The 16,750-nt window shown below is 41.1% G+C and carries 13 protein-coding genes; 10 read left to right on the top strand and 3 right to left on the bottom strand.

Going from position 1 to position 16,750, the window contains the following annotated elements; translation table 11 throughout:
• Window positions 1-86 precede the first annotated feature (86 nt).
• Window positions 87-1,067, bottom strand: coding sequence for a DMT family transporter (locus tag HQQ94_RS12885; RefSeq protein ID WP_173294803.1), 981 nt, complete (start codon window positions 1,065-1,067; stop codon window positions 87-89).
• A gap of 374 nt (window positions 1,068-1,441) precedes the next feature.
• On the bottom strand, window positions 1,442-3,025 hold the full coding sequence (locus HQQ94_RS12880; RefSeq protein WP_173294802.1) for an isocitrate lyase: 1,584 nt from the start codon (window positions 3,023-3,025) through the stop codon (window positions 1,442-1,444).
• Window positions 3,026-3,137: 112 nt separating this feature from the next.
• Here HQQ94_RS12880 and HQQ94_RS12875 point away from each other — a divergent pair, with 112 nt between their 5' ends.
• The 10 genes from HQQ94_RS12875 (at window position 3,138) to HQQ94_RS12825 (ending at window position 13,248) form a co-directional block, all read left to right on the top strand.
• The gene (locus HQQ94_RS12875) at window positions 3,138-4,082 is read left to right on the top strand and encodes a LysR family transcriptional regulator (protein WP_173294801.1); all 945 of its coding nucleotides are present in this window, start codon (window positions 3,138-3,140) and stop codon (window positions 4,080-4,082) included.
• Between the two features lie 280 nt (window positions 4,083-4,362).
• The gene (locus HQQ94_RS12870) at window positions 4,363-6,540 is read left to right on the top strand and encodes a malate synthase G (protein WP_173294800.1); all 2,178 of its coding nucleotides are present in this window, start codon (window positions 4,363-4,365) and stop codon (window positions 6,538-6,540) included.
• Window positions 6,541-7,439: 899 nt separating this feature from the next.
• Window positions 7,440-8,078: a glutathione S-transferase family protein gene (locus HQQ94_RS12860; protein WP_173294799.1), complete on the top strand. Its 639-nt coding sequence runs from the start codon at window positions 7,440-7,442 to the stop codon at window positions 8,076-8,078.
• A gap of 53 nt (window positions 8,079-8,131) precedes the next feature.
• Window positions 8,132-8,479: a cupin domain-containing protein gene (locus HQQ94_RS22865; protein WP_173294798.1), complete on the top strand. Its 348-nt coding sequence runs from the start codon at window positions 8,132-8,134 to the stop codon at window positions 8,477-8,479.
• 66 nt (window positions 8,480-8,545) lie between these two features.
• Entirely contained in the window at window positions 8,546-8,875 is a 330-nt protein-coding gene (locus HQQ94_RS12850) for a YbjQ family protein (protein WP_173294797.1), read from the top strand.
• Window positions 8,876-8,975: 100 nt separating this feature from the next.
• Window positions 8,976-9,884 carry a 30S ribosomal protein S6--L-glutamate ligase gene (rimK, locus tag HQQ94_RS12845; protein ID WP_173294796.1) on the top strand — a complete coding sequence of 303 codons (909 nt, stop codon included), beginning with the start codon at window positions 8,976-8,978 and terminating at the stop codon, window positions 9,882-9,884.
• Between the two features lies 1 nt (window position 9,885).
• Entirely contained in the window at window positions 9,886-10,911 is a 1,026-nt protein-coding gene (locus tag HQQ94_RS12840; protein ID WP_173294795.1) for a succinylglutamate desuccinylase/aspartoacylase family protein, read from the top strand.
• A 25-nt stretch (window positions 10,912-10,936) separates the two neighbouring features.
• Window positions 10,937-11,464: a mechanosensitive ion channel domain-containing protein gene (locus tag HQQ94_RS12835; protein WP_173294794.1), complete on the top strand. Its 528-nt coding sequence runs from the start codon at window positions 10,937-10,939 to the stop codon at window positions 11,462-11,464.
• Entirely contained in the window at window positions 11,454-11,894 is a 441-nt protein-coding gene (locus HQQ94_RS12830; protein ID WP_173294793.1) for a RimK/LysX family protein, read from the top strand. The genes HQQ94_RS12835 and HQQ94_RS12830 overlap by 11 nt, the downstream gene beginning before the upstream one ends.
• Window positions 11,895-11,907: 13 nt before the next feature.
• The gene (locus HQQ94_RS12825; RefSeq protein ID WP_173294792.1) at window positions 11,908-13,248 is read left to right on the top strand and encodes a magnesium transporter; all 1,341 of its coding nucleotides are present in this window, start codon (window positions 11,908-11,910) and stop codon (window positions 13,246-13,248) included.
• A 132-nt stretch (window positions 13,249-13,380) separates the two neighbouring features.
• Here HQQ94_RS12825 and HQQ94_RS12820 read toward each other — a convergent pair whose 3' ends face one another.
• The gene (locus HQQ94_RS12820) at window positions 13,381-16,554 is read right to left on the bottom strand and encodes an autotransporter outer membrane beta-barrel domain-containing protein (protein ID WP_173294791.1); all 3,174 of its coding nucleotides are present in this window, start codon (window positions 16,552-16,554) and stop codon (window positions 13,381-13,383) included.
• Window positions 16,555-16,750 lie beyond the last annotated feature (196 nt).

Raw genomic sequence — 16,750 nt, 5'->3', positions numbered from 1 at the left:
AGTACTCGTTAGGAAAACGAGTACTGTCTATTTGTTTTAATGATGTGGTTGTAGTTTTTTTAATTTATTGAATATAAGATTATTTTTCATAAAATAATCTTTGTTGAGCCTCGTCGTTGACGACTTAGCTTTACACGCTGTAAGCATCGATCACCAAATTGATACAAACTTAATCCCAAAAGGACACAGATAGCCCCTAAAATGAGGGATGAAGTGATGATTTCACCATTGAGGCTTGCGCCTAGCATGATGGCAAAAACAGGAGTGATGAGTGTGACTAAAGCCACTGTACTCGCCTTGAGGTTTTGCAAGATGTAAAAGTAACCAATAAAACCAATTAAGGAGCCAAATATGCCAAGATAGATAATGGCATAAATAGATTTTATTTCCCATTGTGCTATTGGTAAAGTGCCATCAAATATGATCCAAGCTAAGATGAATATTGGCGTGGAAAACATCAGTGCGCCGACAGTACTTGCGATGGGGTGGATGTTAATTTTAACCGTTTTAATTAACACACCACTTAAGCTAAACAGAAACATTGCTGTTAAAATCAGTACTAAACCTATCCAGCTATCCGACGTTAACGAGATTTTAGAGGAACACACAATTCCAAGCCCGATAAAAGCCACGACCAATGATAAAGATCGTATCGGCCCGAATGTGGGTTCATTAAGAATTTTTTGGGCTAAAAGTCCGGATATCAAAGGAGAAAGTCCAAAGATTAACGATATGGTCCCCGACATGAGATACTTGGCTGAAAAATAGCTCAATAGCATGCCACCAACAATACCAATGGATGAAAAGGCATATAACTTGAGTGCTGTTTTAGACATAGGTAATCGAATTCGAGTGATGAGTAAAATTAAGCTACCTAAAGCAAGCGCAATCAACATTCGAAGTAACACAGCCATCGTTGGGTGAACTGACTCGCTGCTCCATACAATGCCCAGTGGGGTTGTCGACCAGATAAGCACGACGGCCAAAAAAGCCACTGGCACCATTTTTGATAAAAGAGGTTGGTTTATATGCTTAACTGCGGGTTGATGTGATGCTTGTTCTGGCATGGCATTTGGCTCTCATTATAACAACATAGATAATACTCGAGGGCAATGCGGTGTTAGGATAGATAACCGCATTGCTGACTCATGCGGTTTAAAATGGTAGAAAGTCTCTTAGTTACTCCATTTTCTCCGCTGCATATTAAACCATAAGGTATTGACATTGAGTCGTACCTTATTGGTTTGTAACACATAGCAAAGAGTATAAATTTGATTCATATTTTTGATATAGACCATTAACTTACATAGAGATAATTCAGACTATAATGCGGATATTAATAACAATGTCAACCATACTTTGGGTCCTCAACAACAAAAATCAGAATAGCCTGATTTTTGTTGGTGTTGAATGATGAGAACCAGCAGTACCAATAAGTTAATTAGCTGAATTGATTCATTGTGTTATCTTTACCCGAGGCTTTTAGTGCTTGATCGCCTGAGAAGTACTCCTTGTGATCATCGCCAATATCAGAGCCTGACATGTGTTGATGTTTCACACAGGCGATGCCTTGGCGGATCTCTTGACGCTGAACATTCGCCACATACCCCAGCATGCCTTGATCGCCGAAGTACTCTTTGGCCAAGTTATCAGTCGACAGGGCCGCTGTATGATAAGTGGGTAGTGTGATGAGGTGATGAAAGATACCTGCTTCACGTGCTGAATCAGCTTGGAAGGTGCGGATTTTCTCATCTGCTTGTATGGCCAGTTCAGTGCCGTCGTAATCGATACTCATTAAGTCTTCACGCTTATAGCTCGATACATCTTTACCTGCTTGTGCCATGATATCGAAGATCTGCTGACGGAAGTTCAGTGTCCAGTTAAATGATGGTGAGTTGTTGTATACCAGTTTGGCGTTAGGAATAACGTGACGGATGGCATTGACCATGGCTCCAATTTGAGCCACATGAGGCTTTTCAGTCTCAATCCATAACAAATCCGCCCCATTTTGTAAGCTGGTGATGCAGTCGAGTACACAGCGTTCTTCACCGGTACCCGCCCTGAATTTAAACAGGCCATTAGGCAGACGTGCAGGCTTAACCAACTTATCACCACGTTTAAAGACCAGATCGCCGTTATTGAGGTTCTCTGTCACGACTTCTTCAACTTCAAGGAATGAATTATATTGATCGCCAAGATCACCTGGCTTCGAGGTCACCGCTATTTTTTGTGTTAGTCCAGCACCTAATGAATCAGTACGCGCAACAATGACACCATCATCAATACCTAGCTCAAGGAAGGCATAACGCACCGCATTGATTTTGGCAAGAAATTCAACATGAGGGACGGTGACTTTGCCGTCTTGATGACCACATTGTTTAACGTCTGAAACTTGGTTTTCAAGTTGAATACAACAGGCACCCGCTTCAATCATTTGTTTCGCCATTAGATAAGTGGCTTCTTCATTACCAAAGCCTGCGTCAATATCGGCAATAATCGGAACCACATGAGTTTCGAAGTGATCAATTTTTGCTTGAACAGCGTCTTTTTCTTTGCCGTTGGCATTATCGAGTTCACGAAAAAGACCACCAAGTTCACGGGCATCGGCTTGGCGAAGGAAAGTATAAAGTTCGCTGATTAAACTGGCAACCGAGGTTTTCTCATGCATTGATTGGTCGGGCAATGGTCCAAATTCACTGCGTAGGGCTGCCACCATCCAACCCGATAAGTAAAGATAACAACGTTTAGTGCTGAGCAGGTGCTTTTTAATGGCAATCATCTTCTGCTGACCAATAAAACCATGCCAGCACCCTAAAGACTGGGTGTATTTCGTGTGATCCGCATCGTAATTAGCCATGTCTTCACGCATTATCTTAGCAGTGTACTTCGCGATGTCTAAACCTGTCTTAAACTGGTTCTGGGCTCGCATACGAGCGACTGACTCAGGGTTAATCGCATTCCATGCGCTACCTTCTTTTTCTAATAGCGTTGTTGTGCTGTCGATATCAGCTTTATAATTTGACATGGTAAGTCCCTTCCTACTAAAAATGATTAACAATGTTTGCTTCCATTAAAAATAATAGTAATACTGAGTATAATAAGTCTAATTTATAGTGATTATCTTCGGTATTTGTTTTATGAATATATCTAGAGTCGACCTCAATCTATTAGTGTACTTTGATGTGTTGCTAAGAGAGCTAAATGTTACACGCGCGGCTGATCAACTGGGGATCAGCCAACCGGCAATGAGTAATGGATTAAAAAGGTTACGAGGACTTTTTGATGATCCTCTACTGATCAGGACCAGTAAAGGGATGACCCCAACCGAGCGAGCGTTAGCGTTAAAGCCGGTGATCCGTGAATTACTGGTTGGTTTAGAAAAAGCGATAGAACCCAAAGCGCAATTTAACCCCTTCGAGAGTGAGCAAGTGTTTCGTATGATGGCGTCAGATTATGCTGAAGCGACACTTATACCGTTATTAATCGCGCGTTTACGCAATGAAGCCCCTAAAGTTATTTTAGACATTATGACGCCCAGTGATGTGAATTTTCCTGATGTGGAGCAAGGGCGAGTGGATATGGTAATTAACCGTTTCGACAGTATCCCCCAATCTTTTCACCAAAAAGTACTTTGGAAAGATAGTTTTAGCTGCTTAATCAATCGAAATCATGATGTGTTGAAACACTTTAACTTAGCCAGTTATCTTGGTGCCCATCATGTGTGGGTCAGTAAAACTGGCATGGGGATTGGTGTTGGCATGGATCCCGATGATGTACAGAGGCTGGGCTGGGTAGATGAAGCGTTAGCTAAGATAGGGGCTAAACGGCGGATCACCGTGTTTACTCGTCACTATCAGGCCGCAAGTTCGCTGGCTGAAAGGCAAGATCTTATTGCTACAGTGCCAAGTAAGATGGCGAGGTTACAGCAAGATAATCCTCGAGTGTCGATAGTGCCTCCTCCTTTTGATATTCCGAATATTGAGTTAACGATGGCGTGGAGTCCTTTATTACAACACAACCCCGCTCATCAATGGATGCGTGAATTAATCACGCAAACCGCGAAGATGATTGACCGATTTTAATCTCAATACATGAGTAATATCATTCTAATGAATACTAATCATAAATACGATAAATTATGTCAATGATAGTCGGTGATATAAGCTTGAGTTAGCTCTATTTGCACAGCAGTGCTGTGCGGTACTCAGGTTTTATCCCCAAGTGACCTCAATCATTTTGACGCCACTTGGTGTTAGAAGCTATGCCCACGATTTTTAATTTTCCTTTTTATTATCAGTATGCTGGCATGTACTGAGTATCCTATTTATCTAGAGATGATTGATCAATTAAGGAAGCACAGCGATGATATCACGAGTTCAAATGGGTAGTTTGCAAGTAGCACAAGTGCTGCTTGATTTGGTTAATGACAAAATCCTGCCAGGAACAGAGATCTCTATTGATCACTTTTGGCGCAAATTAGCAGAAATAGTCGATGATCTGAGCCCTAAAAATAGGGCACTACTGCATAAACGTGACGAACTGCAAGCCCAAATAGATCAATGGCATGTGAGCCAAAATTTGGCTCACCAAAAGCATGATCCTATTGCCTACAAGCAATTTTTAATACACATTGGTTATTTACTCGAAGAGGGAGCTGACTTCACAATTGAAACAGAACATGTTGATAAAGAAATTGTTGAACAAGCAGGCCCTCAATTAGTGGTTCCGCTTAAAAATGCTAGGTTTGCGCTCAATGCCACAAACGCTCGCTGGGGAAGTTTGTATGATGCACTCTATGGTACCGATGCCATCAGTGAAGAGGGCGGTGCAGAGATAGGATCGGCTTATAATCCTGTTCGAGGACTGAAAGTTATCGCCTTTGCTAAGCAACATTTAGATCAGCTAGCGCCTTTGGCGGTAGGTAGCCATAGTGATGTACGTCATTATCAGATAACGAATCATCAACTGTTGGTGACATTAGCCGATGGCAGTGATACTGGCCTAATGCACCCTGAAAAATGTATTGGCTTCACTGGAGATAAACACGCTCCCTGCACTATTTTATTAAAAAACAATGGCCTCCATGTTGAAATACAGATAGATAAAGATCACCGCATCGGTAACATTGATTTGGCCAACGTTAAAGATCTTCTGGTTGAGGCTGCAGTGACGACGATCATGGATTGTGAAGATTCTATAGCCGCCGTTGATGCTGAAGATAAATGTGAAGTGTATGAAAATTGGTTGGGGTTAATGCAAGGCACTCTCACTGCTCAAGTGCATAAAGGGGGGCGAGAACTAACGCGTCAATTGAATCAAGACCGAGAATATGACACCCTGGAAGGAGGTAAGCTCATTTTACCGGGTCGCAGTTTACTGTTTATTCGTAATGTCGGCCATTTGATGACCAATAATGCCATTTTAGACAGCAATGGTGATGAGATCCCTGAGGGGATCCTCGATGGCATGATAACAGTACTTGCCGCGCTTCACGATCTACAAGGTTATCATCCCGTGCTTGCTAACAGTCGGACAGGTGCCATTTATATTGTTAAACCTAAGATGCATGGACCTGAAGAAGTGGCCTTTACCTGTGAGTTATTTACGCGTATTGAAGATGCCTTTAAATTGTCACGTTATACCATCAAGCTGGGTATCATGGATGAAGAGCGTCGCACGACAATTAACCTTAAAGAATGTATTCGCACAGCAAAAGAGCGAGTGGTATTCATTAATACCGGATTTCTTGATAGAACTGGAGATGAGATCCATACCTCTATGCTAGCAGGTCCATTTGTCCCTAAATCAATGATGAAGCAACAAGCTTGGATCAATGCCTATGAAGATTGGAATGTGGATGTTGGCTTAGCATGCGGACTTTCTGGTCGAGCTCAGATAGGAAAAGGCATGTGGGCGATGCCCGATGAGATGGCAAAAATGCTAGATCAAAAAGTCGCTCACCCTAAGGCGGGTGCCAATACTGCTTGGGTACCATCACCTAATGCGGCCAGTTTACATTCGATTCACTACCATCAAGTGAATGTGTCTGAACGTCAACAAACATTAGCCACAAGAAAACGGGCAAGTTTGGACAACATACTCACGATTCCTTTGTTTGAGCATCCTATTACACTGACTCAAGCAGAAATAGAAAGAGAGTTAGACAACAATGTTCAAGGAATATTGGGCTATGTGGTTCGCTGGATAGATCAAGGCATTGGTTGCTCTAAGGTGCCTGACATTAATGATATTGCTCTGATGGAAGACAGGGCCACATTACGAATTTCATCTCAATATATTGCCAATTGGCTCGAACATGGGATATGTAATAAAGAACAAGTCACGGCATCGCTGAAAAGAATGGCCGTGGTGGTCGATAAACAAAATACCACAGACAAAGCGTACCGGAATATGGCCCCTCATTTTGATGGTATTGCATTTAAAGCCGCTGAAGATTTGATTTTCAAAGGGAAAAGTCAGCCTTCTGGTTATACTGAGCCTCTGCTTCACGCTTATCGAATCCAAGCTAAAGCACATTAGCCGCATATCAACCATCACATTTAGGTGAATTTGCGCAGGTATATACCGGGATCTGTAAAGATTGCAAGTAAGAATGCGGTAAGCATGAAGGCAAACATTTTGAGTGTAAAGCTTGTGCTAGTTCTTGCCGTGATTTCGTTGATGGGAGAAAAAATGTAACCGCATAATTTTTATCTACTTTCAAATAATGTTAACGTTATAGTCTCAATTTCTGGGCACTAGCTTGCATCTTGGACCATGTGATCACTATGACCTCTGGAGCTTATGCTGCATTATATGAGCGTAGTTTTTTAGGCCAGTCTTTACATAAAACATGTTTTATTGAATCAATGATACATTAAAGGGACATTTGATATAAATGCTTGCGTTATCCTTGGAATATAAGTTATTTATCTAAATAGGAAAGACAGTTAATGACAAGTCGAGTTTACGTATTAGCCCAATTTAAACCTAAAGCAGGCAAAGAAGCTGAGTTGTTTGAGGTATTAAAAGCACTTGAGCCAGACTCATATCGAGAAGAAGGTTGTATTTAATATCGACTTACCCGTCAAATCGATCACCCGAATGCGACAAGGAATGAATATTCCATTGTATTTAATGAGATTTGGAAGGATCATGGTGCATGGTCTGCACATTGCGCGAGAGAGCAAATTCAGCATTTTTTTGAATCTCACGTCACGTCTCAAACAGGGCTAGTAGAAGATGTCATCGTGACAGCATACAGTGATGAAGGTGAACATTTTGATGCGCCCAATCTATAAAGTAATGGATTAACTTATTATCGTCCAATATCAAAATGGTTTTATAAAATGAAATACCAATAATGGTATTTCATTGCTTAGTATTCATCATTTACGTACGATGATTAAACATTTTATTAACAGCACAAGGAGGATCTGTTGTATCAGCTATATTACTATCCATTGAATGCCAGTATTGCACCTCACTTTATACTCGAAGAACTGAAGATTGATTTCACACTTATCATGGTAGATAGAAAAAGCAATGCACAAAAATCTGCTGATTATTTAGCATTAAACCCGGCAGGCCGGATCCCGACCTTAATTGATAATGGTTTTGCTATTTTCGAAAGTCCTGCAATTTGTATTCATTTGGCTGAAGTCCATCCAGCTTCAAACTTAATCCCTCAAATTGGCGATAAAAACCGTGCATTATTTTTTCAATGGATGATGTATTTAACCAATACAGTCCAAGCTGCACTGATGGTATATTGCTATCCTCAACAACATACAACAGATGTTAACACCCTTGAATGTATTGTCGCCGCACAAGAAAGTAGAATAACAGATATGTTTACCTTACTTGACCGTGAGCTTAAAGATAAAGATTTCCTTATTGGACAAACGATTAGTGTTGCTGATTATTTTTTATTTATGCTGGCTGTGTGGGCTGATGAGCTTAAAAATCCACCACTATCATTTCATCATTTATCTCAATATCTGCGACGATTAGCACAACGTGATGCCGTGATTAAGGTATGTGAGAAGGAAAATTTAAGTCTAGCTGATTATCAATAACCGTTAATGCCTATAGGTTAATTTAATCGGTTGCCATTTATTAAGGATTTGATGTGATTAAGAATTTTTTAAACAATATTGTCCAAGTCTGTGAAAAATCCCATGATGGAGTGGGTCCGTATGATTTGCATGAGATCTGGAGTTCAGATGATTTTAAAAGTAATATTGATTTCATTGATAGAGTCGTTATTCCTCCACATTCAACGGTAGGATATCACAAGCACGGCAATAATGAAGAAATGTATATTGTGCTTGAAGGCAATGGTCAAATGACCTTAAACGGGGAAAAAGTTCAGATCACAAAAGGTGATATGATACTGAATCAGCCATGGGGAGAGCATGGGTTAGTTAATCATTCCTCCGATAATATAGATTTATTAGTTATTCAAATTTCTCTGTAAATTACATGGCTTTAAAAATGTATTTTGAAGAAAAACAGACTTATCGAGAACTGTGAGGGAGTAAAGATGATTTTATCAAATACAATAGATGTTGCTGGTTATCGAGTCACCGAGTTTATCAGCCTCGTTAACGGCAATATTGTTCAGTCTAAACATGTTGGTAGAGATATCATGGCTGGGCTTAAAACATTGATTGGTGGTGAGATAGCAGGGTATACAGAAATGTTATCAGATGCGCGCGATATGGCAGTGCAAAGAATGATTGACGATGCGAAATTGAAAGGGGCCAATGCCATTATCAACATTCGCTTCACAACCAGTGCTATCTCCCAAGGCATGGCCGAAATTCTGGTCTATGGCACCGCTGTCGTGATAGAAAAAGAAAATCACAATTAAACGACTAAATTGTGATTGGTAAATACTTTTTATCGCTAATTTCACATTTTTAGGTTATTTTTTATTACGTAATCAATAATATAAATTTAATCGGGTTTTCATGAAAATTGCCATTTTATCTCGTAATGAGAATTTATACTCAACTCGTCGTCTCAAAGAGGCAGGTGAGGCGCGTGGTCACGATGTGGATGTTATCGACACGTTACATTGTTACATGGACATTACTAAAAGCCGTCCAGCGGTACGTTATAAAGGCGAAGAGCTGCCTTATTACGATGCGATTATTCCACGAATAGGCGCATCTGTGACTTTTTATGGCACATCCGTGGTCAGGCAATTTGAAATGATGGGCACATTCAGTACCAATGAATCTGTCGCGATCAGCCGTTCTCGAGATAAATTACGTTCATTACAATTAATGTCACGTAAAGATGTGGGGTTACCTAGAACAGGGTTTGCAAACAAACCTGATAATATCAAAGATTTAATCAAAAATGTTGGCGGCGCACCTGTGGTCGTTAAGTTACTTGAAGGCACGCAGGGGATTGGCGTGGTATTGGCTGAAACGAATAAGGCAGCAGAAAGCATTATCGAAGCTTTTATGGGGCTTAAGGCCAACATTTTGGTACAAGAATTTATTAAAGAAGCCGGTGGTGCGGATGTTCGATGCTTTGTTGTTGGTAATAAAGTCGTCGCAGCCATGAAACGTCAAGGGGCTGAAGGTGAATTTAGATCCAATTTACACCGTGGTGGCTCAGCCTCATTAATCAAACTCACCAAGGAAGAAAGGGCCACTGCCGTCAATGCTGCAAAGGTCATGGGCTTAAATGTATGTGGTGTTGATATTTTGCAATCAAGTAATGGACCGGTTGTGATGGAAGTCAACTCTTCTCCAGGACTTGAGGGGATTGAAACGGCAACAAAAAAAGATGTCGCAGGGTTAATTTTTGAATTTATTGAAAACAATACTAAAGTAAAAAATACCAATAAAACGCGCGGTAAAGGGTAACATGAAGAAACTGGTCATCGCTGGGATTGAAATATTACCCGGTGAAACTCGCCAAATTGAGATCCCCGTCGTTAAATTATGCACCAACACCGATATGTCGATGCCAGTGTATGTTGTGAGGTCAAAAAAAGATGGGCCTACTTTTTTCGTTAGTGCTGCAGTGCATGGTGATGAGCTTAACGGTATAGAGATTATTCGACGTTTAATTAATTTAAAGCGTTTTAAATTACTCAAAGGAACCTTGATCTTAGTGCCGATGGTGAATGTTTATGGCGTACTGAACCAAAGTCGTTATATGCCTGATAGGCGTGATTTAAATCGCTGTTTTCCCGGCTCAGCAAACGGCTCGTTAGCCGGGATCATGGCGCACACTTTTTTAAAGGAAATTGTCAGTCAATGTGAGTACGGTATTGACTTGCATACTGGGGCTATTCATCGGAGTAATTTACCGCAAATTAGGGCCAATTTAAATGATGAGGAAACCTTATCTTTAGCGCAAGCGTTTGCTGTGCCTGTTTTGCTTAATTCAACCTTAAGAGATGGTTCATTACGGCAAGCGGCGGTGGAACATGGCACCCGTATATTACTCTATGAAGCCGGAGAGGCATTACGGTTTGATGAGCTGTCGATTCGAGCTGGGGTTAAAGGGATCCAAAACGTATTGAGTTTTCTGGGCATGCTTGGCAAAATTCGCCGAAAAAATACGGTACTGCCTTTTATCGCCAATACCAGTGCTTGGCTGCGTGCAAATTGCAGTGGTGTTGTTTTTCAAGTAAAAAAATTAGGAGACCGTGTTAAGCAAGGGGATTGCCTGGCCAAAATCAGCGATCCTTTCGGTAGTCTATTAGGGGACATAGTGGCAAACCGTGATGGGATCATCATCGGTAATCAAAATATCCCCTTAGTGCAGCAAGGTGAAGCGATGTTTCATGTTGCGTATTTTATCGATGAGGATGACGGTGAAATAATCGAACAGCTTGAAAAATTACAGGATGACTTATTGCCTGAATACGTCAATCTTGACTGATAACAACCCTATCAAAGGCTAACCAATGCTTATTTTTAAATCGATTCTTTTAATACTCGCAATTGTTTTTATTTATATTGTTGGTAAAAAAAGTATTAACACCTTAGTTAACCGCATAGGACAAGAACGCCATGTCCCGCTTGAGCGTGTTTATTATGTCAAAAAAGTCATCATCGGGATGTGGGGCATATTAACCGCCGTAGCTTTGAGTGTTGTCGCTGGCTGGGGCTATTCAGATATCGGTTTATTCATGGGATCTATTTTTGCGGTGATCGGAGTGGCCCTGTTTGCCCAATGGTCAATATTAAGCAACATTACCGCAAGTATTATTGTCTTCTTTTTCTTTCCGTACGGGGTGGGGAGCTACGTAAAGATTTTGGATAGTGAAAACAGTGTCGAAGGAACCATTGAATCTATTACGTTATTCCATGTTATTTTACGTGGGACTGAGAATGAAATCTACACGTATCCCAATACATTAGTATTTCAAAAAACAGTTACAATAATTAATCCAGCACGAAACAAAAAAGAGATCCCAGACAATGAAGAATAAGTTAATCGTGGGGTGTTTGGAGATCTGTCACCTGCCAGAGCTGAGTATTGTTGATTTACAAGTACGGATCGATACCGGCGCTAAAACGTCTTCATTGCATGTTGATAATATTGTTCGATTTAACCAATCAGGTAAACCATGGGTCAGTTTTGATATTCACCCAGATATCTATGAAGTGGAAGACATCATTCAATGTAAAGCTAAATTATGTGACACCAGGCGGATAAAATCGTCCAATGGCGCAGTGGAAGAACGCTATATCATTGAAACCATGTTAGCGCTGGGAAATGCCAGTTGGCCTATTCAGCTGTCATTGACTAATCGTGCTGATATGAGCTATTTAATGCTGCTAGGACGAGAAGCGATGGCCGATAAGGTGCTGGTGGATCCTTCTCAAAATTATCTAACTGACCGTCCTTTAGCACCATAAATAGGGATATAACATGCTAAATGTTGAGCAAAGAAACATTTCTCTTACTTGGATCATTACTCAGCTTAAGGCTGGTGGGGTTGCACTCCCCCTTGAAGCCGGTCAATTTAATGCCGATGACTGGGCGTTTATTCTAGAAGCCATACCGGCTGAAATACGTCCGGCGTTATGGCAAGGCCTTGAGCTTGAATTGCAAAATCAGATTTTGTGGGCATTGAGAGATGATGCTAAAAATCAATTGGTTAGCCAGCTATCTAAACAAGAAATAGAAAATATACTGCAAATTGGCAGTAATGAGCAACAGATCAATGTTATCGATGCCTTGCCTGATCGGGTTGCTCATAAACTGATTAAAAAATTATCTCAAGAAACTTGTGATAATCTCACCTCGGCACTGGGCTATGGTACAGATCAACTTGGTCGTTATGTTAATCATGATGTCTATACATTAGACATTAAAACCGATGTGTCTTCTGTTTTAGAGGAATTAAAAAATACCGATTTACCGGCTTATACCGATTCATTATTGGTTATCGATGAACAAGGAAAATACTGTGGGGAATTAGAGCTAAACACCTTATTTAGTGCAGAACATGAACAAATGATCGCTCGATTATTGGCCGCTGAACAAAGTGTGTTATTAGCGCACTCAAGTTTGTTAGACGCATCCAATCATGTCAAAAATAGCGGACGTAGCATGGTTCCTGTTGTCACTGAAGAGGGCCTTTTATTAGGTCGATTTTCGTTAAAAGATGCCCTGGATATTTTTCAAGAACAATATGAAACCCAGTTATTACACATGGGCAAAGTGAACGATGAAGATTTATTTGCACCAGTACTAATCAGTGCTCGCAGGCGGGCGGTATGGCTTGGGTTAAATTTGCTCACCGCTTTTTTAGCGTCATCGGTGATAAGCTTATTCGATCAAGTGGTATCCCAAGTGGTCGCTTTAGCCGTATTACTGCCCATTGTTGCCAGTATGGGTGGGATCACAGGCAGTCAAACCTTGACATTAACGATTAGAGGGCTTGCCACAGGACAATTATCAGCGGCTAACGTCGGTATGTTAAAAAATAAAGAACTTCACATTGCTTTTTATAATGGTCTTTTATGGGCTTTGGTCGTTGCTGGGATCACATTTGCTTGGTTTGATAGCTTACTCATTGCTGGTATTTTAGCTTTTGCTCTCATTGTGAATATGTTGGTCGCCGCTTTTTGTGGTATTTCTATTCCTGTTTTGCTTAAAAAATTGAATATTGATCCCGCACTTGCTGGCTCTGTGATCCTGACGACTGTCACTGATGTGATTGGTTTTTTTGTTTTTCTAGGGTTAGCCAGCTTGGTATTTTTATAACTCATCAAACAGTGACTAAGCTGACTTATCGCCACAGTGATAGTGTATGGCATTGAAGTGAAACAGGCGAGGGGGGGATCTTGTTCGCTTCATGCGCGACCTTGAACAATATATTGATAACCAGAAATTGCGTCACCACTGATAACTTGCTCTGATATACCCACCGCTTTCTTTACCGTGTGTAGATTCAGTGACATTTATCCCGCCGTTAATTTGAAAAGCACTTGTCACATCACTGGTCAGGCCTAAGCCGACACTTATCGCATTTTCACCACGACTTTGGCCTGCAAAATCCAGTTTTTGATCAGGGTTTGCAACAAATCCTGCACTGACTTTATGTTCGTTATTTTTTCTCGCATACCAGTCATGCTCATAACGGATATACGCTTCAGGATAAATAGCATGATGTTGAAAAAGGCTAGTGAAAGTCGCGCTTAACCCGAGGGATGTAATAATAGATTGTGCATCACTGTCATCCAGTTGCAGATTCAAGTTGGGATCACCCTGCTCTGAAAAACCTTGCTGCTCAAAGTAGACATAATTAAATCCAAGCTCAGGTGATAATGACACCCAATCGTTGCTATACCAATTCGTTGTAGCCATTATTCCAGCATAAATACTATGACTTTTAAAATCAGCAGTAACGTTACTACTCGTATTAGATAATTGTACGAGGCGTGATGAACTGTGATCGCCATAAGCATAACCGAGTAGTGTTCGTAGTACCCATTGACCGACATCGGGTTGAATCATATACAAACCCAAGTGATAGGCGTCATTCGAAAAATCTTCTATCGCCCTGTCATGCTCATCCATGTCATAGCTTCCGGCAGAAACGTATACACCTAGAGTGGCTTTATCGAATGTTGCGATATCAATACCTAAAGTGAGATGTGATAAACTGTATTCAAAATTCCCTAAATCATCTTCACCTTCAACATCCCCTTTAATGTAACCTGTATCTAACCACACACCTTGGCGGGTTGTTGGTGTTGTATCTTCAATGGAGCCATTACTATTAGCTGAAAAGGCTTTATTTCTAAATTGAGAAAATACTGAATTCATTACAGCATCTGTATGTTCAAGGGCAACCGTCATATTGGATGAATAGGGTTCTGCATGAATACTGTTTAAATGGCTGGATAATTGACTATTTGTTATGCTACCAAGATTAGTTATGGTGGTCTCGTTACCATTAGTATAGTTATTGGCTAATAAATTAGCTGTATTTTGCAGGTTATTTGAGCCCGTTGCAGGTTGTAGTGTTGATGTGCTAGTGGTTTGACTTGTTCCGCCTCCGGTTGTCGTTGTGGTCGTGGTTACTGTCTGGGTAGCACCGCCATTATTAGTTGGAGTGACAGTGACTTGTGTTTGAACCGTGTTACCTGTACTTGGCTGGACAAGCGTTTGTGTGATCGTCGTTGCCTGATGAGCCGGTGTGACACTAGGGTGGAGGGCTAATGCCTGAGCGGGCAGTTCAGCTAGCTGAACACTGACCTGATTATCGGCACTGGGTGTTTTGACTTGCGCGGCAGTTAACAAAGCCGGCATATTGCCGCCTAAGGTAATGGTTGGATTATCTGCATCCGTTGTTGCACCATCCTGTAAAATGACCACATCATAGACGCCATCGCCTAACTCGCCACCTGTTGCATAGTCACTTGCGGGTAAAGTGGTACCTGCTGAGTTTAATACAATATTTAATGTGTCAAAGCCGGTGACATTTGTCCGATTAATGAAAAGTGTATTTGAGTAAGTTGTTGTTGCCGGAACTCCCGCAACGACTTCAGTTCCGTTGGGATCTATATTAGAGATAAACGTATTGTTCCCTTGCCAAATAGCTCGATCAAAATTAAATGTCATGCCTCGAGCATATTGATCGGTTCCTCCTGATTGTGTGCTGAAGCCGGGGTCAATTGTGGAACTATTATTCAGCCAAATTACTGCAACATTCTTACCAAAATCCACTGAACCTGAAATGGTTGAATCTGTAACACTTAAGGTTGAAAGGTTAGTAAAGTCAAATCCACGCCCCTTATAGGTACTGTTGCTTATATTCAGTGTGGTTACATATTGTTCGGCGGTGACCTTACTTAAGTTCACCGTCGCGTTGTCGATAAACCAAGTATCAGCTTGAAAGTTTGAAGTATTGATGGCATTGCTATCACCATTTATCGTTGTTGTGCCATTTTTAAAGCTAAAGCTACCAAAATTCGGCGTTGTAGCGCTTTTAGCTTGGCCAATGAAGGTCGCGCCGTTGCCAATATTGATGGTGTTATCCCCTTCAAAATCCACAACGCCTGCACCATTCCCGCCTATAAAACGGCTATAGGAGCGAAAAGACGTATTGTTAGCCAATGTGATAGTCGAATTTTTAATTGTAGGGTTGGTTAGCTGCAAGCTTGCATACGAACCACCAAATGTGCCGGATAAATTAACGGTGGCATTATCGATGACAGATGATTTGAATTTAGGATTTGGTGGTTCCGAGGTTAGCACCACTTGGCTTTTATCAATGGTCAGTGTTGAGCCACTGCCCATGCTGAGATCACCATTGAATTCGTTAAAAATATCAGTGCCATTTGCTATGGTGAGGTCACTGCCAGCTGCAATATTCAAGGATGTTGAATGATCCCCTACCGTTGTGTTATTCCAGGTAGCGGTAGCAATATCGATAACATTACCAGCCCCCATAACATTGATCTCGTGATCACCAAGAAAGGAGAGTTCACTGGGAGTATTACCACCACCAGTGATCCGTCCCATAGTGAGCTTTGAAGAATTTAAATTAATCGCATCGTAAATCAGCAGCTCAGGCATAGCATTAGGGACGCCCACTAATGCTGCTAAGTCTTTATCGTCAGTCACTTGTAAATGAATGTTATCTAAATTTAAGGTTCGCAGGATGTAGTCATGCCGATGAGTATCAGTAGGAGGAGGAGAAATGCCAGCTCTGACAGCGACCATGTTAAAAATCTCTGTATTCGAATCGGTCCCTTCGACGTAAAAATTTTGTAGATATTTATATCCAGGTAGACGGCCTGAGTCGATACCGCGGACATCGACATAAAATGCGTCATTGAATTTAGCAGAATAGCGCACGCCATCATAGTCGCCCGTTAGGTTGCCCAATAGGTGGTTGAGATTGAACTCACTAGTGCGATTCACCTCCCATAAAAACGTTTTACCAACAAAGTTTGCGTCTGCGGGCACCGGCTGCCTATCATCCATATTGAGGGTAGTGGCTTGCACCTGATTTAATGTTAATGCCATGCCTAAAGCTGCAGCTACACGTGATAATTTCATCTTTTCCTCCTGATGACGTATCAATCCTGAACTGCCAGCTTGTCATTGTTTTTAAATAAAAAGCCATCAAGGGTTACCGTAATGTTAAATAATAGTGTGCTCATTAATAAAAATACAATTTGTTAATATCGGGGTAATGAATAAACGGACACATTTTAGCTACATTAGCGACAATGTACTGATGCTAGTGTATCTG

The organism is Shewanella sp. VB17 (assembly GCF_013248905.1).
In the GTDB taxonomy this organism is placed as follows: domain Bacteria; phylum Pseudomonadota; class Gammaproteobacteria; order Enterobacterales; family Shewanellaceae; genus Shewanella.
This window is presented reverse-complemented; position numbering and strand designations above follow the sequence as displayed.